Annotated in this window: 22 protein-coding genes; 2 read left to right on the plus strand and 20 right to left on the minus strand. The window is 37.0% G+C overall.

The features are described 5' to 3' along the window. The first annotated feature begins 753 nt into the window (after positions 1 to 753). Positions 754 to 1,644 (plus strand): coiled-coil domain-containing protein, encoded by an 891-nt coding sequence (locus PGL02S_RS18675; protein ID WP_063477647.1) that lies wholly within the window; start codon positions 754 to 756, stop codon positions 1,642 to 1,644. Between the two features lie 1,005 nt (positions 1,645 to 2,649). On the opposite strand, the gene PGL02S_RS18680 is transcribed toward PGL02S_RS18675, so the two are convergent. The 16 genes from PGL02S_RS18680 to PGL02S_RS18755 all read right to left on the minus strand — a co-directional run bounded on the left by PGL02S_RS18680 (position 2,650) and on the right by PGL02S_RS18755 (position 20,137). Then, positions 2,650 to 3,024 carry a DUF2538 family protein gene (locus PGL02S_RS18680; protein WP_063477645.1) on the minus strand — a complete coding sequence of 125 codons (375 nt, stop codon included), beginning with the start codon at positions 3,022 to 3,024 and terminating at the stop codon, positions 2,650 to 2,652. Between the two features lie 298 nt (positions 3,025 to 3,322). After that, positions 3,323 to 3,577 carry a helix-turn-helix domain-containing protein gene (locus PGL02S_RS18685; RefSeq protein ID WP_063477644.1) on the minus strand — a complete coding sequence of 85 codons (255 nt, stop codon included), beginning with the start codon at positions 3,575 to 3,577 and terminating at the stop codon, positions 3,323 to 3,325. Between the two features lie 87 nt (positions 3,578 to 3,664). Next, a complete protein-coding gene (locus PGL02S_RS18690; protein WP_063477643.1) occupies positions 3,665 to 5,914 on the minus strand; it encodes an ATP-binding protein in 2,250 nt (749 codons plus the stop codon). Positions 5,915 to 6,198: 284 nt separating this feature from the next. Further along, on the minus strand, positions 6,199 to 7,221 hold the full coding sequence (locus PGL02S_RS18695; RefSeq protein WP_063477642.1) for a hypothetical protein: 1,023 nt from the start codon (positions 7,219 to 7,221) through the stop codon (positions 6,199 to 6,201). 178 nt (positions 7,222 to 7,399) lie between these two features. Next, the gene (locus PGL02S_RS18700) at positions 7,400 to 8,749 is read right to left on the minus strand and encodes a hypothetical protein (protein ID WP_063477641.1); all 1,350 of its coding nucleotides are present in this window, start codon (positions 8,747 to 8,749) and stop codon (positions 7,400 to 7,402) included. Between the two features lie 176 nt (positions 8,750 to 8,925). After that, positions 8,926 to 10,464, minus strand: coding sequence for an RES family NAD+ phosphorylase (locus PGL02S_RS18705; RefSeq protein ID WP_063477640.1), 1,539 nt, complete (start codon positions 10,462 to 10,464; stop codon positions 8,926 to 8,928). A gap of 293 nt (positions 10,465 to 10,757) precedes the next feature. After that, a complete protein-coding gene (locus PGL02S_RS18710; protein WP_063477639.1) occupies positions 10,758 to 11,420 on the minus strand; it encodes a PilZ domain-containing protein in 663 nt (220 codons plus the stop codon). Positions 11,421 to 11,645: 225 nt separating this feature from the next. Then, positions 11,646 to 11,837, minus strand: a complete 192-nt coding sequence (locus PGL02S_RS18715) for a hypothetical protein (RefSeq protein ID WP_063477638.1) — start codon at positions 11,835 to 11,837, stop codon at positions 11,646 to 11,648. A gap of 356 nt (positions 11,838 to 12,193) precedes the next feature. Continuing rightward, the gene (locus PGL02S_RS18720; protein ID WP_063477637.1) at positions 12,194 to 12,535 is read right to left on the minus strand and encodes a hypothetical protein; all 342 of its coding nucleotides are present in this window, start codon (positions 12,533 to 12,535) and stop codon (positions 12,194 to 12,196) included. Between the two features lie 195 nt (positions 12,536 to 12,730). Then, a complete protein-coding gene (locus tag PGL02S_RS18725; RefSeq protein WP_063477636.1) occupies positions 12,731 to 13,570 on the minus strand; it encodes a GIY-YIG nuclease family protein in 840 nt (279 codons plus the stop codon). A gap of 29 nt (positions 13,571 to 13,599) precedes the next feature. After that, a complete protein-coding gene (locus PGL02S_RS18730) occupies positions 13,600 to 14,613 on the minus strand; it encodes a 3'-5' exonuclease (protein WP_063477635.1) in 1,014 nt (337 codons plus the stop codon). An 18-nt stretch (positions 14,614 to 14,631) separates the two neighbouring features. Then, positions 14,632 to 15,783: a hypothetical protein gene (locus PGL02S_RS18735; protein ID WP_063477634.1), complete on the minus strand. Its 1,152-nt coding sequence runs from the start codon at positions 15,781 to 15,783 to the stop codon at positions 14,632 to 14,634. Between the two features lie 175 nt (positions 15,784 to 15,958). Beyond that, positions 15,959 to 16,171: a DUF3006 domain-containing protein gene (locus PGL02S_RS18740; RefSeq protein WP_063477633.1), complete on the minus strand. Its 213-nt coding sequence runs from the start codon at positions 16,169 to 16,171 to the stop codon at positions 15,959 to 15,961. A 19-nt stretch (positions 16,172 to 16,190) separates the two neighbouring features. Beyond that, positions 16,191 to 17,096 carry a ComEC/Rec2 family competence protein gene (locus tag PGL02S_RS18745; RefSeq protein ID WP_063477632.1) on the minus strand — a complete coding sequence of 302 codons (906 nt, stop codon included), beginning with the start codon at positions 17,094 to 17,096 and terminating at the stop codon, positions 16,191 to 16,193. A gap of 515 nt (positions 17,097 to 17,611) precedes the next feature. Beyond that, entirely contained in the window at positions 17,612 to 18,976 is a 1,365-nt protein-coding gene (locus tag PGL02S_RS18750) for a hypothetical protein (RefSeq protein WP_063477630.1), read from the minus strand. Positions 18,977 to 18,991: 15 nt separating this feature from the next. Continuing rightward, positions 18,992 to 20,137 (minus strand): 3D domain-containing protein, encoded by a 1,146-nt coding sequence (locus PGL02S_RS18755; RefSeq protein ID WP_063477629.1) that lies wholly within the window; start codon positions 20,135 to 20,137, stop codon positions 18,992 to 18,994. A 531-nt stretch (positions 20,138 to 20,668) separates the two neighbouring features. On the opposite strand from PGL02S_RS18755, the gene PGL02S_RS18760 reads away from it, so the two are divergent. Continuing rightward, positions 20,669 to 21,427, plus strand: a complete 759-nt coding sequence (locus PGL02S_RS18760; protein WP_063477627.1) for a LytR/AlgR family response regulator transcription factor — start codon at positions 20,669 to 20,671, stop codon at positions 21,425 to 21,427. A gap of 23 nt (positions 21,428 to 21,450) precedes the next feature. On the opposite strand, the gene PGL02S_RS18765 is transcribed toward PGL02S_RS18760, so the two are convergent. The 4 genes from PGL02S_RS18765 to PGL02S_RS18780 all read right to left on the minus strand — a co-directional run bounded on the left by PGL02S_RS18765 (position 21,451) and on the right by PGL02S_RS18780 (position 25,375). Next, positions 21,451 to 21,768, minus strand: a complete 318-nt coding sequence (locus PGL02S_RS18765; protein WP_063477626.1) for a hypothetical protein — start codon at positions 21,766 to 21,768, stop codon at positions 21,451 to 21,453. Positions 21,769 to 21,952: 184 nt separating this feature from the next. Next, positions 21,953 to 23,103, minus strand: a protein-coding gene (locus tag PGL02S_RS18770) for an IS3 family transposase (RefSeq protein WP_127502898.1) whose coding sequence is annotated in 2 segments (ribosomal slippage) — positions 21,953 to 22,842 and positions 22,842 to 23,103 — 1,152 coding nt in all. Because the reading frame shifts where the segments join, the coding sequence is not laid out codon by codon here. Between the two features lie 206 nt (positions 23,104 to 23,309). Further along, positions 23,310 to 24,680 carry a helix-turn-helix transcriptional regulator gene (locus PGL02S_RS18775; RefSeq protein ID WP_063477625.1) on the minus strand — a complete coding sequence of 457 codons (1,371 nt, stop codon included), beginning with the start codon at positions 24,678 to 24,680 and terminating at the stop codon, positions 23,310 to 23,312. A 350-nt stretch (positions 24,681 to 25,030) separates the two neighbouring features. After that, the gene (locus PGL02S_RS18780) at positions 25,031 to 25,375 is read right to left on the minus strand and encodes a hypothetical protein (RefSeq protein WP_063477624.1); all 345 of its coding nucleotides are present in this window, start codon (positions 25,373 to 25,375) and stop codon (positions 25,031 to 25,033) included. Positions 25,376 to 25,406: the final 31 nt, after the last annotated feature.

A 25,406-nucleotide genomic window follows, 5' to 3' on the forward strand; every position in this document is an offset into this window, starting at 1 on the left:
TCTTATGAAATTAGTAGAGAGGTCAACTATGAAACAAAAAGAAATGAAAAGTAGAGTACCGATTTTGAAGCTTTGAGGATCTACTTTTAAGTTCAGTATATAACTAGTGTACACCTCGAAGTATTCACTAAATATGTAAGGGAGGTAAAACCAAAGAAAATACATGCATCCGACCAAGGTTAGTAAACCTGGAATATTTCCTAGATCAAGCCCCCGTTCATCCTCTGCATATAAACACACCAATCTTTTCCCTATTTGATTTGAATAGAAGACAAGAACTAATAAGAGTAATTATGATGATAGCAATCAAGTTTTCTGTATTCATACCATGTATATATACAGAAATAAAGGGACATAATAAAACAAGAATAATAAACATAGGGAATGTTATATTAACTAGCAATCTCATGACTATCATTTGATAATCGCCTCCAATGATCCCATATAGCAGTTTTTTTAAACGATTATAACGTCTATCTCGTCAATTCATTATTCCAAAATCTAAACGAAGAATCCAATTTACGCTTCTCCATTCACTCCTTCTTTTCCTCAACTAAAACTTCTACAATCCTAACTTCCGATACACTTACATTATCGGAAGTTAGGATTTCTTTAATTATAACACCCAAAATAAACGGCTCACTACTATCATTCAGTTTAAATCCATGTTATTGTTACCATATAACAGATAGGTTAACATGTTAACATAGCTGTTATATAAGAAATATTGATGTTAACATAGGAGATGAATAAATGAGCGCCACTGAAAATTTGAATGTTGACATGATTGAAAATGAGGGTAAAACAAAAGGAATGAGGTTGTCCCCTTCTACTCGTACTATGTATGATCAGATGAAGGCTGCAGCTGGGGGGACAGATGATGCGTTTATAGCAAGTCTATTGCAATTATCCAAACTTAAGGATTTACAAGAGACTGAACCAGGGTTTGCAGCAGAGCTCAAGGAACTCCAAAAATATTTAAACCGTATATCTAGCTCATTCATTAGAGTTATGGAAAGAGGTTCCGATTCACTTACGGAACAAAAGAAGGAATCTCAAGATGAGTTACAGCGCTTAGAGCGAGTAATAACATCTCTAAAAGATGAAAAAAACGCACAACAAAAAAAGCTCTCAATTAAAGACCAGGAGCTTATGGAGCTAAATGAGGAATGTGATGAACTTCGCTCTAAAATGGTTCAGTATGAGAAAACGATTCAGGCTATCGAAGAACTAAATAAATTAACAAATGAAAATAACTCCAAATTACAGGCTCGTGTTGAGGAACTTATAGATGCAGAACAGAAAGTTATTGAACTGAAACAGCAAATGCATGATCTAAAGGAAAATTATGATCGTGAAATTGTTAACCTAAAAGAGGTGGAGAAGGAGTTAAGAGTTCGCATAGAGGGAATTTCAAGTGAAGCCAAGCGTGATAAAGAAGAATTAATACAAAGGTATAATGATTTACAAAAAGAACATAAAAGAAACATTGAACATATTAAGAAAGAAACTGAAATGGAAGCAAGAGAAAAAATCTTTAAGGAGAAATTGGAGTTACAGAAGGCCATGGATCAATTAAGAGAAAGACATAGCGAAACGATTGAAGAGCTATTAAGAAAACTGCAGGAAAAGAATGATAAATAAAAATTCCATTTTCAAAAGTGGAAAAGATGTTGTATATTCGTTCTTTATTAATTCTCATTCAAAGCAAAGGTTGAAATCCAAAGGCAAGAAGCCGTCCGGCATTATATGGACCTGTCCGCTCTATGTAAAGCGTGTACGGCTTCTTTCTCAAAAACCTCCTGTAGCACCATTTAAGACCGACAATAAGTTTTCAATCTGTAGTATTCCGGACATCTGAAGGGATTCGATGTAAACTGCTTAGGAGGGACTTTTCCAAATCCATATTTCTAAACCCTGACATTCTGTATCGCATATAAAAAATTTGGAATAACGTCCTGATGTGAAAGGAATCTACTCTGCTTAAATTGGATAAGTCCTCGATTCTGTTATTAGAAAGGATCTGAGGATTTCTCTTTTCTTCTATTGTCATATACTTCGTAAATTGTCGATAAGCATATAGCTGCCCCACGTTAATACCACTTTTGTTAGCCCAGTCATTTTCACGATAGGATGACCTCAGTTGAACAAGCAAATAATCAATAGAAATTTTTGAGAATATTCTCCTTTTACACCGACCAATCATCCCTATTTTTTTGCGGTATTCTGGTAGGATCAATCTATCGACATGGGTATCATCCCACATCTTCATTAATGCACGCTCCCTATTGTTTACCCATTTAATTCTTTATCCAATGGTTTTATTAGCGACAAATACACTCCTCGATTGCATTTCGTTGATCGCGCCAAAATTCGAAGCGAATGCGTGCCTGAAGCCGTTCTTGAGATGTTTTCGTTGTATCACGGACAATCCTAACCTGTTCTAACATTTTGTCGTGCAATTCATGCCACTTACACATTCTCTCCACTAGTTAATCACCCCGTTTGCAATTACACTTTGCTATTTTGTCGAATCAATCTTTTCCAACAAAAGACTTTCAGTTCTACAACAAATCAAAGTTTGTATGCAAGACCATCCCCCGCTCCGCTCTTGCCATACCCTTATTGCGTTATAGGTTCTTATTCAATTTATAGCTTTCCTCTAATCTTACATGCCTGTATAAAAACTTGAAAATGAGTGTCGTTCCATGTACTCAGACCACTATTAAGTCTAAATATTTCACCGTTATACATGTGCATTCCCGCAAACACCAAATATTTGTATGGATCATCCATGTAAAAAATAGCATCAGTCAAGCTTTTAGTGCTTTCATCATTCTCATCTTCCCAATGATGTACCCAATCAAAAGGAAATTTACCACTGTTTTCAGGTATTCTCTTTAAAACATCGGGCAAAGCCAAGATATAACAAGCTACTTCATATTCAATACTGGGTAGGCTGCTTGCATAAAAAATTAATAGAGATTCATAGTTCTTTCTATGGGCCTCATCAACAAAGAACATCAAAAAACCTCCTTCAAAGGTGAAATTCGCTAATCTCCCGATCAATTATGTCTTGATTAATCCCTATGTATCTCATGGTGATGAATTGAGCTGACTGGTCAAATATCTCCTGCAGGAGAGTTACATCTTTTGTTTTTTGGTTAAAGTGATATCCGGAACGCCTTACGTAGTGTATGAGTCTCTATTTAACTTAGATCGAGCGACTTCTGCCGCTGCTGCGTTCAATATTTTCGATAGACCTTCCCGAACTATGTTTCGTTTCGTTTTCCTGGATGGGAACAAAAATGTGATTTCAAATCTATTTTTTAGATCTCCAATTTTTAGGGTGTCTTGGTTGACCAGGATTAGGTTGATTTTTATCAAGAATCCATGTCTTACCCTTCTTAACGGCCTTTCCTTCTTTTTGGAGTTTCAATCTGCATAAATCTTTTATGTAAGAAGGCTTAAGCCCCCAAAGCCTAGAAGCTTCTTCAACATCCATAATGTGTTCAAGAGGATTCATTGGCAGTTTGGAGGCTAAATCATTGTCCTTGCCATAGTCACTGGAATTCATTATATCACCTTCAAAAAATGCTTTAAACTCAATATAAGCGATATCGCGTATTGTGTCTATGAAAGGAAGAGGTTGAAGATAATTTCCTTATTGCTTATTGATAACCTCGTTTGCCATTTCAATTACAGGCGCATCCCAGCGATGCTGTGGGTTATCAGCAAGCTTATCACTCACTTTATTGCGAATGTTCATCTTCGCAGTATCCATACGATCTCTTACATTATTCAGTTCGATCTCCACTTGCTTCTCATAGGAATTTTTATCCAAAATGTCACGCATTATTTGAGAACGGATAACTCGTTCTGCGCTTTCTTCGAATGTTCTGGCCAGCACCTCTTCGGTAGGGATTACTTTGCCGACACCGTAATCCTCCATTTTCCCTTCCAACCACTCAATGAACTCAGGTGTTGTCATAGCGTTCAACTCCACGCGATTCGACTGCAACCACTCTGTCCATCGATAAGATACATAATCTGCTACCGGCCGGCGCCTATCACTTTCGAAGGACTCGACCTGCAAATCCATATTAATAGCTTCCTCCGGATCGAGGCCGAGATTAATGACTTTAACCTTTCGTTCAGGACGGGCACTTGTGGCCTCTTGCAACGTCTCGAATATTTTAGTTCCGGCAGCGTCTGCATCGTGAACACAAAAGAACTGAATCTCTTCGTCCGTTTCTCCCAGTAGATCGAATAAGTCCTTTACAGCTCTCGAAGCGTAACCCTTAGAAGAGAGCAGAGCACAGTCATACTTTTCCGGAAAGCCTACATCCCGTAAGCTGGCAAAATACCCTTCCTTCTCAATAAAAATGATTTTATTAAATGTCCAGCTCGGTCGATTATAGTTATCTACCGCGATCGTGCCAAGCGGGATCTCCTCGCTAGTATGAGGGTGATAGAGTGTTCCCCGCGGATCTCTATACATTCCCGGTATATCTCCGTATTCTGCTTCATAGTCAGTGATAATGGAGCAGAAATACGTGTAATTCGGTTGCTTTCCATCAAAAGCATCCATAATATAGGGACGGATTGCATAGTACAACTGTCTCTGACTAAATATATACTGACCCCCGCCACTGGTCTTCTCTATTGCAGCTTCCATATTATCTACTATGATCTGTTTTTCGCTTCGCCCCCCTGACAAATCGGTTTGATGTTTCTTTTTTGCTTTTGATGCTGCCCGTTTGACTGCATCTTCGATTAGTTCAGACATCACCCTTAAGTCAGGAGCTTTACCGTCGCTTGTAATTGGCATATAAGGGGTGATGATATTAACAAAAAAACTCGCGGGGCGGCTCCGCACATCAATGTATAATCCTCCCCCCCAAAGTGTGCTCGTAGCCTGCTTAGTACTGATTCTGACATCAGCTGTTACAGGCGTTTTATTAACGCATATTGTCAAATCGGATTCTTTAGAATCGGTGTTACCTTTATGAATGCCAGTCCATGCTTCGACAACGACGGGAATACTAGCATCGAATTTGCCTCTTTCGGATGCCATCCAAAAATCCCCTACCTTTTTGGAATGCTCCAAATTCTTAAAACCATCACCCACCTCCCCTAGTTTTTGTGGGACAGTTGTACGTATTTCTTCACGCATCAGTTTCATTAAGACCTCTGTATCTGCAAAGTTGAACTGATCCGTTGTTGAGAGTAAGGATCCGGATTCATGTTCGAATTGTTTAAGAATCTTAACTGCTTTGCGGCTGCTGCAGAAAAGTGACAAGAATTTATCCGTTGGCATATTAGCAGCATTCACGAGCTCATAGAAAGCTTCCGATGTGTACCAGTACGGTGAAGAGAAACCGGAGAACATACTCCCTTGTCTAGTGAATGCAATAGCCGTCTTTCCCCAACTTAGCGTATCTTGGTTCACAGTCATGCCAAGGGTTACAAGAATCGAAGTCCCGCTATGGCTATCGGTACAGATCCACTCCTTTGTACTGCTCCCATCTTCTTGTGGATGTATTCTATAAACTTGACCTCGGGTAGAAACTGTTAGACTTCCTCCCGTAGCAATAACTGAACCGGTTACAACTCGCAGACCATTCCCAAGAGCTCCACGACTCGGCAGCCGAAGCAATTTAGAAGAAATCATCGGTCGATTAATCGAAAAATATTGTTCAATCCATTCTGGATCAATGCCAGCACCATTGTCAGTTACCCTAAAACTGTGATCATCGACAAGCTCTAACTCACAGTCCCCAGTAGCATCCAAAGCGTTATCAACCAATTCTTTGACGACGAGTAGCGGGATGAATTGACGGTGTACACCCGCCTTTTGGCAAAGCGTCTCAATACTACGAAATAGCTTCCAATCCTCACGAACCAGTTGCATATGTATGTCCCCCCGATAATATGTTTTACACAAGCGATCTATATTTAAATTATCATAAGCGATATCGCTTATCAATTTCTCGCGGATATTTTTAAATCTATAAAAGGGAGTTGCTAGAGATTACTCGGAGTGTATCCGAATATGGCAGTGTATTGATTTCATATTCGCATAATATGGGCAATAATTGCTGCTATTTGTTAGTCATATATGTTCGTAATTTTAAAAAACAATAAAGAAGCCCGAGGGAGTAAAGTTCCCTAGGGCTTCAGCTTCTTAAGGAGAAATTATGAATTGTTTCTTGGAAGGTTCATCACCCAGATCATTACATCTTCAAGGATTCTGAGGCACCATAGCGCATCATTAATAGTCGGTTCTTCCTCAACACCTTCTGTGCGATGAGGACCTAGTTCGCAATATAATGCGTATGCTCTATACACTAATTTAAACCGAGGGAAAGTTGCTCCCTCTTCCGCTTTGTCTTGTAGAATCACGGCTGCATTTTTAATTTTCAAAATCTTCTCTGCATCATTATAGCTATCAGGTGTAAGTTGTAGAACACCATTGAACCAATCCTTCATATTTGTATAGTTAGAGAATAATCCAGTCAACGCAACACGGCAATCAGCAATGCAAGAGCCTGGTCTTTCCTCAATGTAATTATTAATGGCATCAAGATAAGCTCCATGTACCTCAGGATGTTGATTTTGAAGCCATGCTTCTAAACTGGAAGTATCCTCATCTCGATTGGCAACTCCCGTAGTTAAAGGACGAAGGGCAAATTGACCATCAACAATTTTAATGTCTAAAGATAACACACGGATTGCTCGTAGAAATTTCTTGAATGGCAGAATGCCATGTGAGTTCCATAATTCAGGGTTTGACTCAATTTGAGAGAGGATATTTTTCTTCTTTTCGTTTAGTTTAATTTCATCATCAAAAATCCTCGCTTCTGTCCCGACCAGTTCAGCCTTTATTGTTGTTAAGGGATCAATCTCTTCAACGACTGTTTTTAGGAATTCATGTACGTCCAACATATTGTTATCGCTAAAAGGGTGGGGCTGAGAAATATAAATCAGAATATCAAAAAGGGTACTACTAATCCTGTCAAATCTAGGATTTGGATTGGTGAATCCTCCATTGTATGTGAAAGGAACCAAAAGAGCTTCTTTCTGTTTTGCTAGTTCCGGAAATCCAGCTCTCCGGAGGATATCAGGCCATACATCAGGATTAGACTTAGGATCAATCAGTTCTCCCTTAGATAAAACACTTGTTATTTCAGCTATTGCTATTTTCTCTGATCTCTGCACGTTAAGTCTCCTTCATTAGTTAAAAAATGAAATTAATTGAGGGCGCATTATTCACAATGTGGTCGTCTAGAATTCTATCATAAATTTATACGTAGTATTATCATAGCTAAATTCATCTGCCATGTGTTGGAGTAGGTACTGTTCCTGTTAGGCTGTATATTACTCCTAATTTATTCATCTAGGGACGTTGACTTAGGCTCCTGCTCAAACTGTTCAAGTCTTTAAGTTGTTCTCTTGTATATTTTTTACCAGGATGGGAACTTATATATAACTCCAGATCGTTACGTGTAGGTTTATCCATGCCGAGGACAATACCTTTAAACCTATTAAATAATTCGGAAAGATCTGACTCCACATATTTTTTTGTCTGTTTATCTTTAAGATAAGCTTTGTTTTGATCGATCGATGAATCAGTGGTTACGAAACCAATGCCCCATTTACTTATGTGTTTTTTGAAATCCTCAATAAATGTATAAACTGATATTAGATCGTAAGATTCACTGATTCTAATGATGTTAGCAAGGCTAAACGCAGCTTTGGGTTTTTCATTCAATAATATCTGGCCGAAGTGAGAGAAGAACTTCTCGAACCGGCAAGCCAATTTTATTTTAGAATGTCCGATTTTCAGGACAAAAACATTACTTTCCTGATCAAGATTTAAAACTGTTGCACCAATACTTTCAAAGACATCTTCTATAATCGGTTTTTGTTTGCTGACATACTCTGGTTCCCATATAGATGAAATTGTCTCAACCGTAATGAATCCAATCGTTTTTAATGTATTAATCGACTTATAATCATTACGGATTTCAAGCCAGTTAATTATTTTTTTAGTCGCTATAAATGGGTTACCGACATTTGTTTCTGTATAGCTATCAAACTGGTCAATGTAAGAGGCCTCACTAGACAAAATGCTCTCGATATCATCAAAAACAGATTCATCATAATCTCCTCTAAGGTACTTGCTATGCATATCATTCAAACGTTCGCCATCTTTAGAATGTGGCTCTTCGTACAAACTTGGTATAACTACAGAGTAACGATTCAATCGATTTTCCCATGTGTCAATTCTGTTCTGAATACCTGGAAATCTCTTGTTAATCGTACTCATTCGCCTAATTTCTTGTGCTTTTTTTATTAACTTACTCTTTGACACTCCCTGTGCTATGGTACTTAAATCTACGAATTCTTCTACACAGTCTTTACCAACATTCATTTTTCGCCCATTTAGCTTATTCTGAATATAATATATATACCTATTACCTGTGCCACATAATGAGCACGGTCGTCTTTCTTCACCTAAGTCTTCAATAGGGTGGAGAACAGATTCATCCCCTCTCCACTCATCACCACATTGTTTTATGATGTAAGGCACCACATATCTGAAATCGTTCTTGTATTCTTCAGCAACATCATCAATCGATATTTTTTCATTATTTAGCAAGAGTTCTTTTAGCCAAGGGTGTTCATCTATGATATGACTATTAATCATTAGATTTCGCTCTTTCTTAACTATTCTCTCTTTCATTTCATCCCCCCACAGAGATGTCATATTTTGTATTTATATTATATCTTATTAGAGATTGGAATGCCTGTTTTGAATAGTAATAGTCCTTGTTCATATATTTAAGGTTAGCGTATGCAAACTATAAAAATGAAAAAAGAATCCCGTCAATTTAAATGATGAGATTCTTCACAAATTTTTTACCTTATTACCGTTTCAGAAGAAAGATAATAGAACCAAGATCGTAGTTTATCAAAAAAAACAAAGTTTTCAACATCAGAGTTAAACATGCTCTTATATTTTATTGCATGTATGCCCTCTCTTTGGCAACATTGTGAAAGAAAATTTGGTACCAGGTATTCTTTAACTACTTTATTATTATTTGATGCGGGGTACATGCACATATCAAATAACGGGCATGAGTACATTGTTAAGTCAATTAATTTAATTTTTGCTGATAACCTAAATTGAACAATATCATAAGTTTTCCCTTTTTCTTGTTTCATTTCACGAATCGCTACATCACTTGTTTGTGATAAATAGAAAAAGCCATTGCCACCAACATTAAACCTTCCCTGTGAGCTTACACCCATTGGAGCTTCCCACATCTCAGTTTCCGTCCATGGCATTAACTCATTATTTTCACGAACCCTGCAGCGATAGAGTGTTTCCTCAATTTCAGCTTCGACTGCAAGATCACAAACGGATTCTCTGATGATCTTTCCCACAGGTTCTTCTAAACCTAGCATTGGATATCTTTGTAGAAACCCAACGAATTTAACCATCTCATCTCTTGTTATTTCCATGATATCAGTCAATCCCAAAGCGCTCGGCATTTGTTCTAACTCAATTTTAGTTTCAATCGAATCAGAGGTAGGGTCTAAATCGATTATTGATGAATCTTCATCAGGAGAATCTGAAAAATTTGGTTCATACAAGTAGGTATTGGCTAGGCTGTTGACGTGAGTTGCATAATCAATTAAACCTGTTGTGATGAACGGTTCAGATATCAAATCGGATGTCTTAGGTAGAAATCTTGATATTGATTTTAAGGGTCCCTGATGGATATTCAATGGACTGGTTTTGAAAATGTCCATAAACTCTTGACGAGGTAATAATCTATCTAATGATGATGTCGGTAATTTGAAAGGCTCTGCGATTGGCCTCACCATATCCAATGCTGATGAATTAAACATTTGACTATAAGATGAGGTTGGAATCCATTTTTCTATGCCCTCTGGTCGATAAAACAAGGATTTTTTTAAAGAATCTAGGGCCGAATTTTGAGCAGTATAGCTATATAAGTTTTTCTCCTGGTCCATAAATGAACGAGATATGCGTGCAGCAGGTGATTCTTCGAGCGCCTTTAATGCTCTATTGTCTAGTAAATAGCTAAGGTCGTTTTGTAAGCCTTTAGGTTGATGGAACATGGATGCTTTTATAGAATCAAAAGCAGAAATGTGATCAGTGTATCTGTATAGTCGTTCTTGATCCGCCATAGTACGTGCAACACGAGAGGCAGGTGATTCTTTAAGCGCTTTAATTGCTTTACTATCAAACAGAGAGGATGTTTTTTCTCTAAGATCGTATTCTTTTTGTAATACCGATGTTAACCTCTTTAATGGATCACTTGATCGAATTTCAGTCAAAGAATTTTTTACTTTCCGGCCCGCCGGCTTTTCAGAATGATTAATGTCACCAGATTTTTGTTCTTTATCTTGTCTTTTATCATCATTCATAGCGATGTCCTTTCTCTAGAAAGAGATCTTATTGTTTTCTCAACTGTATACTATCATAATTCCGGTTCTTATTTCCTTAATTTAGTGGGGGGTATTCTCTTGAAAATTAAAAACAACCTTCATCAATAAAATTGACAGAGGTTGCTGAATCAATCTGGTCCTGAAAGAATTTAATAGGATTCTCAATTGTCATATGTCACAATAAATTGTGATTTCAGAATCAAAATTCTTCTGGATAATAAAAGTAGAGCTATCGTATCCATATAAAAGGTCGTGTCAATTTCCTTTGTTTTTTAGACCTGCTCAACAAGCTCATCTTCGATTTGTTGTAATCGATTTGCGGCTTGCTGGTTAACAATCAACGAACGAATGGCTTGTTTTTGATGTTCTTTTAAATTTTGAAACTCAACACCAATTTGAACATCAGAGGCTTGATCAGATTTTTTAATATGCTTAATTGTTGAATCAAAAGTATGGTCAAGGAAGCTAATAGACAGCCTGTCATTTACAAGAAGGGGTAACGGGCTCTTAAGGGTAAACAATATACCGTTCATACTGACGTTCTGTATACCACAGGGGATACTTTGATCAAGGATCAGCGCTTTTTCTAAACGCGATGTTTTCATATTAAGGATCGAGCACTGTACATCAGTAACCGGTACTCTTACGTCTTTTCGTCGGTTGATGATTCTTTGCTGGAAGTCTGATGGTAATATACAAAGTAACCTGTTTTCATAGGAGGCAACTGGGTAAGTCTCGAAAACAACTAATCCATCAGGGGAATAAATGGTGACCCCAATTTCTTGTCTTAATTCGATCTTTACAAGGTTTGAAAAACAGATTTCGAAGACATCACCTTCAATATAAGAAATATTTCCACCCATCGTTTGTTGATTGGTATGAATGATGACAATACAATTAATTAATGAAGATTCAGTTATTTTATATATATTCATTTCACATTGTTCCTCCGACTACTTTGTAGATGTTGACTTAAATTTATCTTTCTCTTTGAATTTGATTGGAGGAAGATAATCTCCATAAATGAACATTAATTGACCTTAGGATCCTGGATTTTCATGCAATACCGTTTACAACTTCATTATAAAAAGAACAGAACAACTCAACAAATTTAGATGGAAAAATCTCGAAAGTTAAGAGCTTGTTAAATGGCAGCTACTTTAAATTTCAGCTATGCTCTTTAGTAGATAATAAACCCCTAATTCATTTAACTCTTCCTCTGTCAGAATAAATTCATCGTCTAGTTTCATACGACCATCTTTAACTGCATAATGGTCATATCCCATACACATACAGTATTTATTCCAAATGCCAAGTTCGATGAGTTCACTAATAGTGAATACAACCTTCATTTAAAAGCATCCTTTCAAAAGTGAAAATTAAATTTAATTAGTTCATAAAAATCAAATAGTAGAATATGTAGGCAATTTCAAAAGAAAGACCCATTTAAATAAAGCTAAACTAGCTCCATTTAGATGGGTGCTTCCATTTCAAACCATTAGGTTTGTATATTTATACTATATCTTTTTTCATGTTTGTTGTAAATCCAAAGTCCTAGTCATGGGAATGGGTAAAAAGTTCTATCATATGCACTTTATCTACTAGAATATCCTTGTCTTATACGGCTGCTCTGAACAGGGAATATTTTGTAGCTATGCATTTAGGTAAGTCGTTTAGGATTAGAACTATTGATTCATCAAAATTTAAATCAGTCAATCAAACCAAAAGCCCGATGCACTCGTTCTTTTATTCTAAATTGTTTGTTTGTGTCCCTTAGTGGCGATGGTTGGAAGTTAGTCGGATTCTCGAATAGATTGAATTTTTTAAACCTTTCTCGTTCATATCCATCGTTCTCTAATTGTCTAACACAATCTTTTGCTTTGTCACGGAGAGAATCACTCCAGGGGATGAATTTCTTTGAATGTGTGCTATAAACGAAATAAGTAATTTGGTACTTACCAGGCACCTTCGCAGACATCGATAAAATTGCACGTGCTCCAGTCAGTTTAGGGTGAAAATAATAATAAGCGAAAAAATGGGTTTGATGCATTGAAATGACTCCTTCGCATTTTGGATTGAAATACAAAAAGCCCCTAGAAAGTATGTGATGACAACCATCAACAAACCTTCAAGAGGCACTTTAACTTAAAAGACAACGCCCTTTTGTCGCATGACTAGGACCTGCATAAGGAATTTATGGCTCTATTATAGCATCAAAACGGCCTTTAGTCATTTTCTTGGTTTCCTAAAATAATAGTGGCTGTCCTTCAACCATCTCCCTAAATCGGTCCTTTAAGTCCTCCACTGTAATCTTGGGTTTGGTTATGTTAGATACATTATACTGTTCAAGTTTATATTTTTGGATCCACCAGGACTCAATGCTATTTAAATAGTGTTGATTCTGATCATCAGTCAAGCTACGGTTTCTATTTACATTGGCTAAGACGGAGAAAGTCAAATCCGAGATATCTCCTTTTTTTCCTGACTTTATGTGTTCTTGCCACCTGAAAAAGGGAAGGAAGCGGGTTTGGCCAATATAATATGTATTTTGTTCACGATTATAAATCAGATATACATAACCGAATGTATTCCCATCGTTACCTTCCTCTTTAACCTGGAATTCCCCTTCATTATTTCTTTTCACTATATTAAAATCTTTCTTGCATTCATTTGAGCAAAAAAAAGCAGACTTATTAAAATCACTGAATACATCATCATTTGGACTATAAAATAAACCTTCGCCGATAAACTCTCTTGGAAATTCACTTGCTTTCCCTTTGATTGGTTTATTGCAGAAGAAGCAGATGGAATCAAGTTGACAATAAAATCGATCATAATAAAACTTAGTGGATTCCATCACGATCGCATAAATACCATTGTTACCTTTCTTAGGTTTGGCAAACCGCAGATTTTCTTTTGAATTTGAGCAATATCGCTCACGCACTTGTAACTTTACTTCTTCTCTATCAGCAATTCCTTTGAGATAAAACTCATCCAGCATTGTACCTTTTTCATTCTCAAGATGGTCCCGTTCATAAATATAATCAAAAATCCTAATCCAATAATAATTTGAGTTGCTTTTCATGTTCTCTTCCCCTCTCTCTCATATCGATCTCATGCTATAGGATCTTGTTTTCCTAAAAGTGTGTGATTATATAATGCTTTCAGTAATTCAAATGTTGATTCACAATCGTTCAAAGCTCGATGTGCCGATCCTGATGTAATGTTAAAGAGACGGCAGAGAGTTTCGAGTTTATAGTCTTTCACAATGATTTGACTCTTGCGAGCAAACTTCATCGTACATAATAATTGGCCATTCCAGGAGGGCATCCTGAAGCGTTGTGAAAATAATCGAAGCAACTCATAATCATATGAATAGAGATTATGGCCAACTAAAACCTTTGTATCACCTATAAAATTGATTAGTTTTTTCATTACTGTATATGTTGTCGGAGCTGTATCAATGTCGATTTGTCTGATCCCGGTTAGTTCTCTTATAGCCTTTGGAATTTTTATACCTGGGTTTGTGAAGCTTTGAAAGCGATCGATAATAACCCCATTTTTGAATTTAATTGCTCCAACCTCAAAAATACGTGCATATTTAACATGAGTAGAATTAGTTTCGAAGTCGATAACTACGCCACTTAAAGGCATCAGGACTCCGTTGTAATCTTGGGGCCTATCCCTCTTCTTTTTTCTTAGTTTTTCTTCGTTTAATTGGTTTCTCCTCATCTCTACCTCAGTCGAAGAATATCCATGAAGTATACATTGATCAATAGAATCGATCTCCCCCATCTGATTGACTATACTTAGTACTTCTAGATAACGATCATTAGTAAACTCAAATGATTCAAATTTGTCTAGTACTCTATAAATCTCACTTTTGATTTGGGGATGAAGAATCGATAGATAGGCTTCAGGAAATGCTAAAATAAGTGATCGGTTGTTATAAGATTTAACTATTACTTGTATTGCAGCAAGGATGCATTGACCAAATGCTTTAACTGGATTTGAAGTACTTTGATTGTAGTACAAGTATCCGTTCTTTATTCCTTGGATTTCACAATACATAGCAGCTGATATGTATCTTTCATACTGATAGAGTTCTATTGCCAACAGTACCTTCACGTTATATTCTCACACCTTTCAAAACATAACTTTTTGTTCATCTAAGGTAGCAAGGATACTTTCGATCAATCCAGAATCAAAATGCCACAAGGGTTTGTTAGGCATTGATAATAGTTCTTGTAAGTAACCCATATCGATAAGCTCATCAATATATTTTTGAACTGACTTTTGAGTGTTATTAGATCTTGAGCTTAGTTGACTAATGTTTGTTTGGAAATCAACTACAAATAGAAATTGAAGTATCCCTTTTGCTCCCCAGGAGAGAAGAGGATCATCCATAGCCATTTGCAATAATCTGGTTTCTGCTTGTTTTGTATGTATTACTTTGTTGACTGAATCTGACACTCGTTGTTTTTCGGAATTCATTTCTAGAAGTAAACCCATTCTGGTTAAGGGTGTATCTTGAAACCCGATTCCATACCAGAAGGATTTTTGATTAGGTTGAATAATTCGTTCGGGGATATACACAGATGTAATTTCAAACTCATGTTCAAGCGTTGCTATTAAAGTATGTGCAGCTTTAAATGAGTTGGTATCTTGCGTTATTTCTGATTTAATTTCATGGACAATTGCAAGATCTTCATAATCACTTATGGTGGGGAAATCGGTAATACTCATACCAATGATCTCCTGCATAAATAGAATAGAATTTCGAAGGGTATCTTGATCGTTACTTATTAAAACAGAGCCGGACATTATGGCGTTTTCTTTTGGAGCTTTGAGATTAAAGCGCAGTTTATGAACGCCGAATGACGGATCAAATATTTGTTCGTATTCTGAAACAATTCCGTCAGTGATGCTTGGTAGATGAACACGTTCATCTAGAACATCCTCTTGAGTTAATCCTAATTCCTTATAAACGGCTTCGATGTCATCATCTAAAAAATCTACTATTATCTGTCTAGTTTGGTTGTTTACAGTCTGGGAATTAACAACTATGAAGTCTCCATAAATTTTCGTAACTTTGTTATGTTCTAATCTAATCAATCGATTAAAAGTCTCACTATTATCTTGTGCCTTAACATTGTATGCATATGAATATGTACCAAATGGTTTTATTAACATTAATTCATCACCTATTAGCTTACGAAGTGCATGTATAGATCCATCAATTGATATTAAAGTAGGTACACCGGTTGCCTTCATAAGCAAGGCGGATACTTCACCCATATACTTAACCTCCTAGATGTCTTGTAAAATATTTTATATTAGTATTACTGGTGGTGCGAATTCAAAACAAAAAATAAGCACCATAAGCAGCCTCTAATAGAGACTGCCATGGTGCTTCCATGGGAAATACTTATTCCCCCTATTATACCCCAACTTTATTTGTATTGAAAAGTTACTACTCTTCCCACAATTCCTCTGCAAGTCGATTAATACGGTCAGATTGGTTTTTTGTTTTTTCTGGATTAGTTACCCATTTTCCATTTACCAGATCTACTACATCACCAGGGGACGCTGCAGGATCCACTAAACTTTTGCTTACATCTTGCGTATGACCATCAATCTCAATAATAACAATTTCCCCTTCAAATCGGTCGATGATGCCTTCCATAAAAGTATCCCTTCTTTCATTATTTTTCAACTGATACGGACCATTTCTGTCCATCTGTCGAGGCAAACACAGTTCCGTTTAAATCATTCCTATAGATATGTACATCTTGATCCTTTAGTCTCTGGAGAGTCTTCGATGTGGGATGTCCATAATTATTCTCTCCAACCTGAATTACGGCAAACTCTGGCTGGACGGCTTTGAGAAACTTGGAGCTGGTGGAGCCGGCCGACCCATGATGAGAAACCATAAGTAGATCTGCAGATAAATCTTTTCCAGAATCCATCATATCATTTTCGCTAATAAATTCTGCATCTCCTGTAAGAAGGGCAGATCTATCCTTATATTTCAATTTCAAGACTACACTATAGTTATTAGTGTCCTCATATTTATCCTTTACTGGGGCTAACATATCTATCTCAATACCTGGTTCCCAGTCTAGTTTTACGCCAGCCTTTGCAGTTGTGATCTTCAACCCTTTTTCTTTAATGGCAGTAAGCAAAGACTCAAAAGTCTTTGTATTCTTAGTAACTTTAGGCATGTAGATTTTCCCAACATCTACATTGGAGACTACAGCATCAAGGCCTCCGATATGATCTGCATCCGGATGCGTTGCTATCAAAATATCGATTTTTTCTACACCATAGCTCCTAAGATATTCTAACATCAACTCTTCTTTGTCGTTGTCTCCCCCATCGATCAACATGGTTTTACCTGTTGGACCGACCAAAAGTTGACTCGCTCCTTGCGATACATCGAGAAAAATAATGTTTAATTTTCCGTTTTCAATCTTTAAATTGGACTCAACAATCGGCTTTTGTTGCATTTTGGTTGCTGTAGAACCGGATGTTGTAGCCGTTGGAAATGAGCACCCAGATATAAGCAGCAAAAACACAGTAATGATGAGCAGGTTTTTTATAAATTTCATTTTTCTTAGTATCCCCTTTTAGGTTAATGGATTTTAAATTCATTATGTCGTTACTCATGGACATTTGTTTAAATATACAGTTATAATAAAATCAACCGAAAGGAACGGTGTTCTATTATGGAATATAAAATGGTGGGTTGTTGCGCAATTGTGGCCATCGCAATACTACAATTTTTTTACTTGATATGGGATATTTTTTTGTTGAGTCCTACCGCAATTTTGGTCACGGGAATTGGTCTCTTGGTGGATCTAATCATACTTCGATTATTCTTTATTGACGAGGCTGAAGAGTTATACAGAAAAATCCTTAAAAAAGAATCCTAGTCGTTTCAATTTGGTTTCTTATTCGCTCCTTTCATATTCTTCTTTATTATAAACAAACAAAGAAAGAGCACTAGCGCATCGTGTTTCAGGGAGGTTTAGACTCCTGAAGAGTTTACACGAGAATGGCTAGTGCTCTTTTATATCCCATAAGCGCGTGCTAGGGATTGTTCGTCCATTTCAATTACTTAGCACTATAATAACATCTTCCTTGCCTCGTGGGAAGCAATTAGTCCATCCATGTAACGGCAATTGAGTGCATGAGGAGCTTGAGCGATGTGACCTTTACTTCTCGCTGTTTTTGTATCACAAGTCCATATGACAAACGTACCAGCATCCAGTTGCATGAGCTCATTAGGTTTTATTGAACTGGTTTCTTGGAATGAAGAATGTATGATGTTTATGATAGCTTCAGCGCTTTGGTAGTCCATCTTAAGTCCAGTAATGGTTTTTACTTTTTGTATAATGTGATGATTTGATTGTTGATAGCGTTGAAATGACAATGAGATCGACAATTTCTCAGAATTAACAGTAGAGTCCATCAAATAATTGATAGGAGAAAGATCATAAGCCTGTGCATCATCTATAGTTAGAAAGCAGGGCAGCTCTACTGTAGAACTTGTCTTCTCAAAGAAACTGACACTCAACGCGTTAATAAACAGATTGCCTAAAAATGATCCATATTGAGGATGTTTTGATGTTCTAATAAACACAATCTTGCTTTCATTCAATACCTTTGAAACGCGAAAAGAGGACGTACTGTTTAGAACTCTCATCAACCCTTTATCATTTGTGATGTCCTCAAAAAAGCGGATCACTTCATAATTCATCATATTATGCTTTGATATCACCACCTGTAGTCCTTCGTAATAGTGTCCTTCAGGATACCTTGTTGGAACTAAAATACCATCGTCCTCATGTTCGAGATAATCAAGAACATGATGCTTAAAATAGTCAGTTATCGTTTGCCATTCTGTATTTTCCCTATATCCCTCTCTTTCTGTCATTTCTTCAACAATGTCAGCTAGGTAGCGGGGATCACTGTATAAGCGATTAAGATAAATAAGATTTGCTCGGTCAGAATAGTATGCCTTTACCAATCTGACCATCCACCTACAATCGTGCTCAATGAAGTCTTTAAGATTTTCCTCGCAGTTCGCCAAACTTGATGCAATTGCGCGTGATAGAATTTCTGCTGCGCGTTCTTCTAATAGTGGGTTCCAGCCAGATTCAAACTTAGGATCTACGGCATTCAGTAGTTTCACTTGACTTGGAGTAATCCCTAAACGATTCATTTGTTTCTGCGCCCCTGAGAGAAGGCCTCCGTCTTCCTCTAAGACAACAATAGATCTTTTGTCTCCCCGAGATAAAGATAACAAATCATGGGTTATCCTTCTTAGCAAATGGATACTTGATTTTCCTGTTCCCTCAATCCCAAGTACAACCTCATGTTGAAATCTTAAACTTTCAGGTAAAGCAATTGGTTTGTTATTTGAGGCACTCCAACCCAGCACTAGATCATTGTTTTCCTGTTTTCTTGTTTTAAATAATTGGAACATCGTTCACTATCTCCTTCAGCTATCAGTTGGTTTATTAGGTCCAATTACAGTCACTGTGAAGCCGTACTTTCGACCGAACTGCATGCAGTATTCTTCACTTTCAAAATAGATATCAATTTTATTTCCTTTTATGGCACCCCCTGTATCTTCAGCTCTTCGGTATCCCAAGCCCTCAATATATACCCACCAACCAATAGGGATCACTTCAGGATCGACTGCGATCGTTCGACCTTCTACTACTCTGGCTCCGGAATAAGTAATGCCGTATTGAGGATGATCCTCAGTTTTTCCTGTTGATTTTAGATGAGCTGAATAGGCTGACAGTTCAACATTGTGTAATATTTTTTCGTAGGGACCGTTATAAGGTGATGAGAGTGATGAGCTGCTAGCCATTTCTTTTACGGTTTGTGAAACAGGTTTATCTATAGGTTGTTGAACTGGCTTTGGTTTTTGTGTTCCAATTACTACTATTTGTGGAACCCCTTTTACTTCAACTTTGCCGGCGTCTTGTTCATTAACAAGAACACCGTTCTGGTAAGTTTGATTTGTCATCTTATGAATTTGCTGCGGAACTCCTTCCTGGGCTATTCTTTGTTCACCTACTGGAAGTGTTTCATCATATACGGTTATTGTTTCTATAGGTAATGTTTCAGTGGATGATCCGATATTTTGATTTATTTTTATAATGTGAATATCATCATCCTTCATCAATGTCGCAGTACGAATTGGCGAAGTCTTATCGCTTGGCTCAAGTATAATTCCAACATCTTGAAGAGCAGCTTCCACTGTCTGTCCAGTTGAAGAAAAGGAATAATTCGCACCTTTATATGTCACTGTGAAAGGTTTGGCATATCTGATTTGAATGGTCATATCGTTTTGCAATTCAGACTGAAGAGGTACCGAAATGAAGTCATTTTTAGAGAGCGGAATCAGTTCTTCCTGTAGCATTTCTTCTACGCTTTTACTCTCTGTTCTGATATCCAATACTTTTCCATCCACTTGAAGTTTTATACTGGTATAATCACTACGAAATATAAATACAAAAAAGAGGATAGTTGCAATGGTGATTAGGAAAAATGTAAATGCGGCTACCCTTATCCAAGTTTTGTTCAAGAGAGAACTTACCAGATATCCTTTTGAATGGATTTGACGATTTTCCATGCTTATTTATATACACCTCCATATAACGAAATTTATACAACAAGAAAAGCACCTCAAAGTGAGCCTGTTAAGGCTACCTTGAGGTGCTTCCCCATTTAACACATATAAATTGCTGGCTAAATCTATTATTGAATATTGTGCGTTAGTCGTCAAGCAATGGGCGTATAATACCAGTAGAAGCCGTCTCTATAGCTTATGTTGAAATGCCCCTGGTCTGTGAGAACCTCAAATGTTTCCCCATTGTTCTTATTAGGTGAATTAATTCTTATGGAACGTACTTCATAATTTTCTCGTAAGAAAATACTATAGATAGAATCGATATGATCCATTGGTGTGAGAGGTGCAATCTCAACATCAGAATTAACCTCAGATGGTTTAGAATTGACTACATATTCGAAGTCAAAACATAGTTGTGCATAATCTGGTATAGTTTTTAATATTGGCCCCATGTTGGTCTATCCTTTTTGTTTAGTTTATAATTAAAAGACAGTTTCGTTGTTGCAGCAAGCAGTACATAAGCGAGGTCATGGTATGAAGATTAAAACTATAATTGCAGAGGATGATTTATCTCAACGAACCGTGGTCCATGAATATGCAAGTGAATTAGGACTAGAAGTGGTTTGTACTGTATCATCAGGTACACGTCTTGTTGAAGAGACATTGCTTCATCAACCGGATTTGTTGTTTCTCGATATTTCGCTTATGAAGCTCAATGGACTTGATGCCTACAGGCGAATATTAGAAATGGGTCTTAACCCTAATTTAATTATTATTTCAGGATCTATTGATAGTAAACACCTGGTAGCGGGCTTCGAATTTGATAGCGTAGATTATATCGTAAAACCATATACATTTGATCGCTTTGCTAAAGCCGTAAATAAAGCCAAGAGAACAATAGAAGCTAAACACCTTCTTATGAACAGCACAAGCGATAACCCTTCACGCTGGATCCTAATGAAACAAAATTATCGAGAACTTCGATTAAAAGAAGATCAAATCTTATTGGTTGAGAAAAGCAATCTTTTCCGCAATAGGACAAACGTATACTTAATCAATGGAACAATCGAGGAGACTACTTCCCAGCTAAGCGAGATCAAAGATTTGTGCTCTGAGTTAATAGTTTATTCACATAGAGCGTATCTTATTAATTTGGCTCATGTTGTAGGTATTCAGCCAGATAAGTTTATTTCAAAGAATTTTATTGTTCAATTTGAAAATACTGGCCTCACTGCTCCTCTAACACGGAGGTATTACAAAGATTTTCAGGACTCTTATGACCGGTATAAATAATCTTAGTAAAAGAACACTCTATTTTATCCGGAACGGACAGTTATTCCCCCATCCTTAATTTTGCCCATTATATTGGTTGTTAGGTCTATCTCAATTTCTATCAGGGTATTTTCAACCCGTTGCAGCTTGCGCTCCAATTGTCTAAGAACGGGAGCGATAATAACTTTATCTGATATAGCTCCTCCCCATTCCATTCGTTCATATTGAATAGAGCTACTAGTAAATGTTCCATTATGAAATCTGATTTGAATTTTGTATGAATAACCAACCGATAAATTCAGATGGTTTAACCAAGTGACAGTTTGGTTCAAAAGTCCTTTTTCATAAAGTGATACATCCATCTTTAGACCCCTCCAACCATTAATATGTGCGACTACGAGACTATTCTATCATTGGTTTATTCATGAAAAAACAGCGTATGACTGAAAGGTCCTGTTTTATGTCTGAACGGTCTCTAAAGAATAAAAAAAGGGTCCCTCCAGTGGTCATAGCCCCGTCAAGTAGACATTAAAAAAAGAGATTTTATTAAGCGGCGACTTTTTCCCGAAACTCAATCGGGGAGAGGTCGCCCAGTTTGTTTTGGAAACGTTCCATGTTGTAAAACGAAATATACTCCGTAATTTGGCTCCTGGCTTGCTCCAGATTTTGAGGTCTCTCCAAATACAGTTTCTCTGTCTTTAAGTGGGAGAAGAACGACTCAATGCAAGCATTGTCATAGCAGTTTCCACGCCGGGAATGGCTTCCTGTAAGCTTCTTCTCTTCAAGTAACTTGGCATAGGTTTGTGTTGTATACTGAAACCCCTGGTCCGAGTGGAGCAAGGAAGGTCCACATTTCAGTTTCTTCACTGTGTCTGTAACGAGTTTTAAGTCATTTCGCTCAGAGAGTTCCCACGCTACAATTTCATTGTTGTACAGATCCATCACCACGGAGAGATAAGCAAAATCATGCCCAATCCGGACATACGTAATATCCGTCACGAGCTTCTGCACAGGAGTTGTCGCTGAGAATTCCCGATTTAGGACATTACGGAACAGAACGGACGGTTTCCGGCCAGCAAATGGACGTTTCTTGCGAATCACGGAACGAATCTGAAGTTCTCTCATTAAGCGGCGTACCTTTTTGTGATTCACTACAAGGCCTTCTTTGCCTAACGCGGTTCGCATACGTTTGTAGCCGAAATAAGGACGAAGCCGATGAATGCTTAAAATATGTGCTTTCAGATCCGCATCCCGGTCTGCTCGTTTCTCTCTGAGGGCAGCATTTTTCTTCCATTTGTAGTAACCTGCACGTGAAATTTCAGCAATTTTACACAGCCAAACCACAGGTGCCCACTTGCTTATTTCTCGAACGGACTGGCACCGGGCTTCGAAATCCAACTTTCCTCTCCGTGCAAATTTGGATTGAGCTTTTTTAGATATTCTACCTGTGCTTTCAGATAAGCATTTTCTTCTTCTGCACTACTAAAATGCTTCTTCGTCCAACGTCCACGGTAATCCTCGAAACTCTCTCCATTTTGGTTTTTACGAACCCATGTGATAATCTGGCTCTCGCTCTTAATCCCAAACTTCTTCATGATTTGACTGTACGCCCAACCTTCTTCCACTCGCAGACGAACGGCTTCTTTCTTCGTTTCTTCGCTATATCGATTAAAGGTTTGGCCTTTCTTCGCTGACATAACAAAAATCCCCTCCGGTATCCAGTATTTGAGTTCATTGTAACATGTCCTCTTTTTTCACTGTCTACCATGAGGGGATAATACCACCAGGTCTTTGGAGGTGCCCTTTGTTCTGAATGAGGTAAATTATTTATAGCATTAAGGTCGAAAACAAAACTCATATGGTCAGTTTTTGATCACGAATTGTACATTTAGTAATAATATAGCTAGTAACGGAGACTCGGGATCAGATTTAGTAATTGGTCTAACGTACGATTACGTTCTGAATCATTAATAAAAGTCTGAAATAATGAAGAGACTTCAAAATATAAAGAATTTGATTCAGGCTCTCTTAGTTTTGCGAGTTCGAATAAGATCATGGCCTTTTCTTTAACCATTGATTGATCCAAGTAATTTAATGCAGTTGAAAGAGCATGTTCCATCTCAATAGGTTGTTTGGTCATTTTGTAAAAGATAGATGCAAGCCAATAAGTCTTATAATTTATTCTAGCAGGCATTTTATCTACGGTTTCTATACAAAAATCAATATATCTCCCTATATGATCGAATTGATTTTGTTCAAGCATAAGCTCAATCCAAGTATGTAAGTAATCAATTTGCACTACAGAATCACTGTTTAAGACGGACAAGTAATCTAATTCGAAAAACGTCCTTACTAAAGCATATTTATGGGGGTCAATTCGGTACAATGTATAAAAGCATTTATACATGTTACCAATAGAAGTAATATCTTTTATCTTTTGATAAAACCCTAATGCTTCTGAAATATAAGAAATTGCTTCCTCAGTGTCCTCTTGTATCATATACAAAATACCAAGAGAAAACCGAATTTCTGTCAAATAAACTGTATTATCGTGAGAAAGAATTTCAGCATTTTTTCCATGCATTATAGCTATGTCAGTATAGCCAACAAGCCCATATAGTAACGACATGTTGTAATATGTATTAGATCGCTGCTCTGCAGATAAGTTCTTGTCGCTAAACATGAGTGCTCGTTTTGTATAAAGTAAAGCATCTGTTATATGGTGCTTTTTAAACGAATTACATGCAAGGGCATTGAGTGCTCTCACTTTATAGTGGTTCAATAAAGTATGATGGCCATTCATGTTAGAAATAAACGAAAAGGTCTGCATTGCTTTGTCGCTTTCCCCACTAGAAATATGAAGTTCAGCTTCGATAAATAGAAGTGCTGGTTGAAGCCATTTAGATTCGGTAGAATTTAGTTTCTGTTTTAAAACATCAATGAGCTTAGGAGCTTCATTTAATAAACCAGCTGCAATAAATTGAAGTATTAAATCAATATCTCCATAATATTTTTCAATTGGTGGCTTTATTAAAGCATCGTCATTAAGAATATTGGAAATAGGAATATTCAGGGCATCTGCTATTGACTGTATATCATCTATCTGCATTTTTGAACGTTGTCCATTTTCTAAGTAGCTTATTTTTCCTGCAGATATTTTTACGTCTTGGGCTAACTTTGAGATACTAAATCCTGCTTTGTTTCTCTCGAAACGTAGATTTACACCTACTTTAATTGGGTCGAAGTCTTGAAGATCATTCGTGAATTTGTCCACAACGTTTCCCCTCTAAAAAAAAATTCCAACAGGACTTTGGCCCTATTAGAATTATTATAAACGAATCGTATGTTTTTAAGAAGAACCCTAAGTTATGGTTTAATAGAAAATATTAATCAAGACTTTACAGTTTCTCTCCTTTTTGCCCAAAAAAGAATAAGGTTAAAAATCATTATAAGAACAAAAAGAAGAGAATGTTCTGAATCCACTTATTGTATCTTTTAAAATACTGTGATGCTATTTGATACACTGTCTGACTATCACATCTACCAAGTTTCTATATTTCTTGAGGTAATAAATCCCTTCCCTGTTTCACTATCTTGATAGTAATGAAAGTTAAGAGACTCTTCCTACTCTGACTCGATACAAAGCTGTACGAATTGTTGCTGAAGTAACTCTTGCATACGAGAGGATGAGAGGCCGAGTTCCTCTCGTGCCTGTGCAGCAGCAAAAGGATGAATTTTTGAACCCACTGTTGTTTTATAAAAATTCAATGCTTGTTTGGCTTTTTTTCTTGCCGGCATACTCATGCTGATACTTGCTCTACAAAGTAAGCTTAGTTCAGCAATAGCAGTGGCTGTCTCCTCTTTAGATAATTTGTTCCATATGATATATTCCTGGCGATCCTCTATTCCGGCTATTTTCACCTTATCTTGAATTTGTGGATATGGAGAAAGATCAATTGCTTTCTTCATCATCTTGCCTCCTTTATATGACCTGAACTGT

This window comes from Paenibacillus glucanolyticus NBRC 15330 (assembly GCF_004000885.1).
GTDB lineage: Bacteria > Bacillota > Bacilli > Paenibacillales > Paenibacillaceae > Paenibacillus_AQ > Paenibacillus_AQ glucanolyticus.

Bases quoted from the DNA above. Each gene is read 5' to 3' on its own strand.
- PGL02S_RS18675 (WP_063477647.1), top strand. From the start codon at position 754: ATGAGCGCCACTGAAAATTTGAATGTTGACATGATTGAAAATGAGGGT.
- PGL02S_RS18680 (WP_063477645.1), bottom strand. From the start codon at position 3,024: ATGTTCTTTGTTGATGAGGCCCATAGAAAGAACTATGAATCTCTATTA.
- PGL02S_RS18685 (WP_063477644.1), bottom strand. From the start codon at position 3,577: ATGAATTCCAGTGACTATGGCAAGGACAATGATTTAGCCTCCAAACTG.
- PGL02S_RS18690 (WP_063477643.1), bottom strand. From the start codon at position 5,914: ATGCAACTGGTTCGTGAGGATTGGAAGCTATTTCGTAGTATTGAGACG.
- PGL02S_RS18700 (WP_063477641.1), bottom strand. From the start codon at position 8,749: ATGAAAGAGAGAATAGTTAAGAAAGAGCGAAATCTAATGATTAATAGT.
- PGL02S_RS18705 (WP_063477640.1), bottom strand. From the start codon at position 10,464: ATGAATGATGATAAAAGACAAGATAAAGAACAAAAATCTGGTGACATT.
- PGL02S_RS18710 (WP_063477639.1), bottom strand. From the start codon at position 11,420: ATGAATATATATAAAATAACTGAATCTTCATTAATTAATTGTATTGTC.
- PGL02S_RS18715 (WP_063477638.1), bottom strand. From the start codon at position 11,837: ATGAAGGTTGTATTCACTATTAGTGAACTCATCGAACTTGGCATTTGG.
- PGL02S_RS18720 (WP_063477637.1), bottom strand. From the start codon at position 12,535: ATGCATCAAACCCATTTTTTCGCTTATTATTATTTTCACCCTAAACTG.
- PGL02S_RS18725 (WP_063477636.1), bottom strand. From the start codon at position 13,570: ATGAAAAGCAACTCAAATTATTATTGGATTAGGATTTTTGATTATATT.
- PGL02S_RS18735 (WP_063477634.1), bottom strand. From the start codon at position 15,783: ATGGGTGAAGTATCCGCCTTGCTTATGAAGGCAACCGGTGTACCTACT.
- PGL02S_RS18740 (WP_063477633.1), bottom strand. From the start codon at position 16,171: ATGGAAGGCATCATCGACCGATTTGAAGGGGAAATTGTTATTATTGAG.
- PGL02S_RS18745 (WP_063477632.1), bottom strand. From the start codon at position 17,096: ATGAAATTTATAAAAAACCTGCTCATCATTACTGTGTTTTTGCTGCTT.
- PGL02S_RS18750 (WP_063477630.1), bottom strand. From the start codon at position 18,976: ATGTTCCAATTATTTAAAACAAGAAAACAGGAAAACAATGATCTAGTG.
- PGL02S_RS18755 (WP_063477629.1), bottom strand. From the start codon at position 20,137: ATGGAAAATCGTCAAATCCATTCAAAAGGATATCTGGTAAGTTCTCTC.
- PGL02S_RS18760 (WP_063477627.1), top strand. From the start codon at position 20,669: ATGAAGATTAAAACTATAATTGCAGAGGATGATTTATCTCAACGAACC.
- PGL02S_RS18765 (WP_063477626.1), bottom strand. From the start codon at position 21,768: ATGGATGTATCACTTTATGAAAAAGGACTTTTGAACCAAACTGTCACT.
- PGL02S_RS18780 (WP_063477624.1), bottom strand. From the start codon at position 25,375: ATGAAGAAAGCAATTGATCTTTCTCCATATCCACAAATTCAAGATAAG.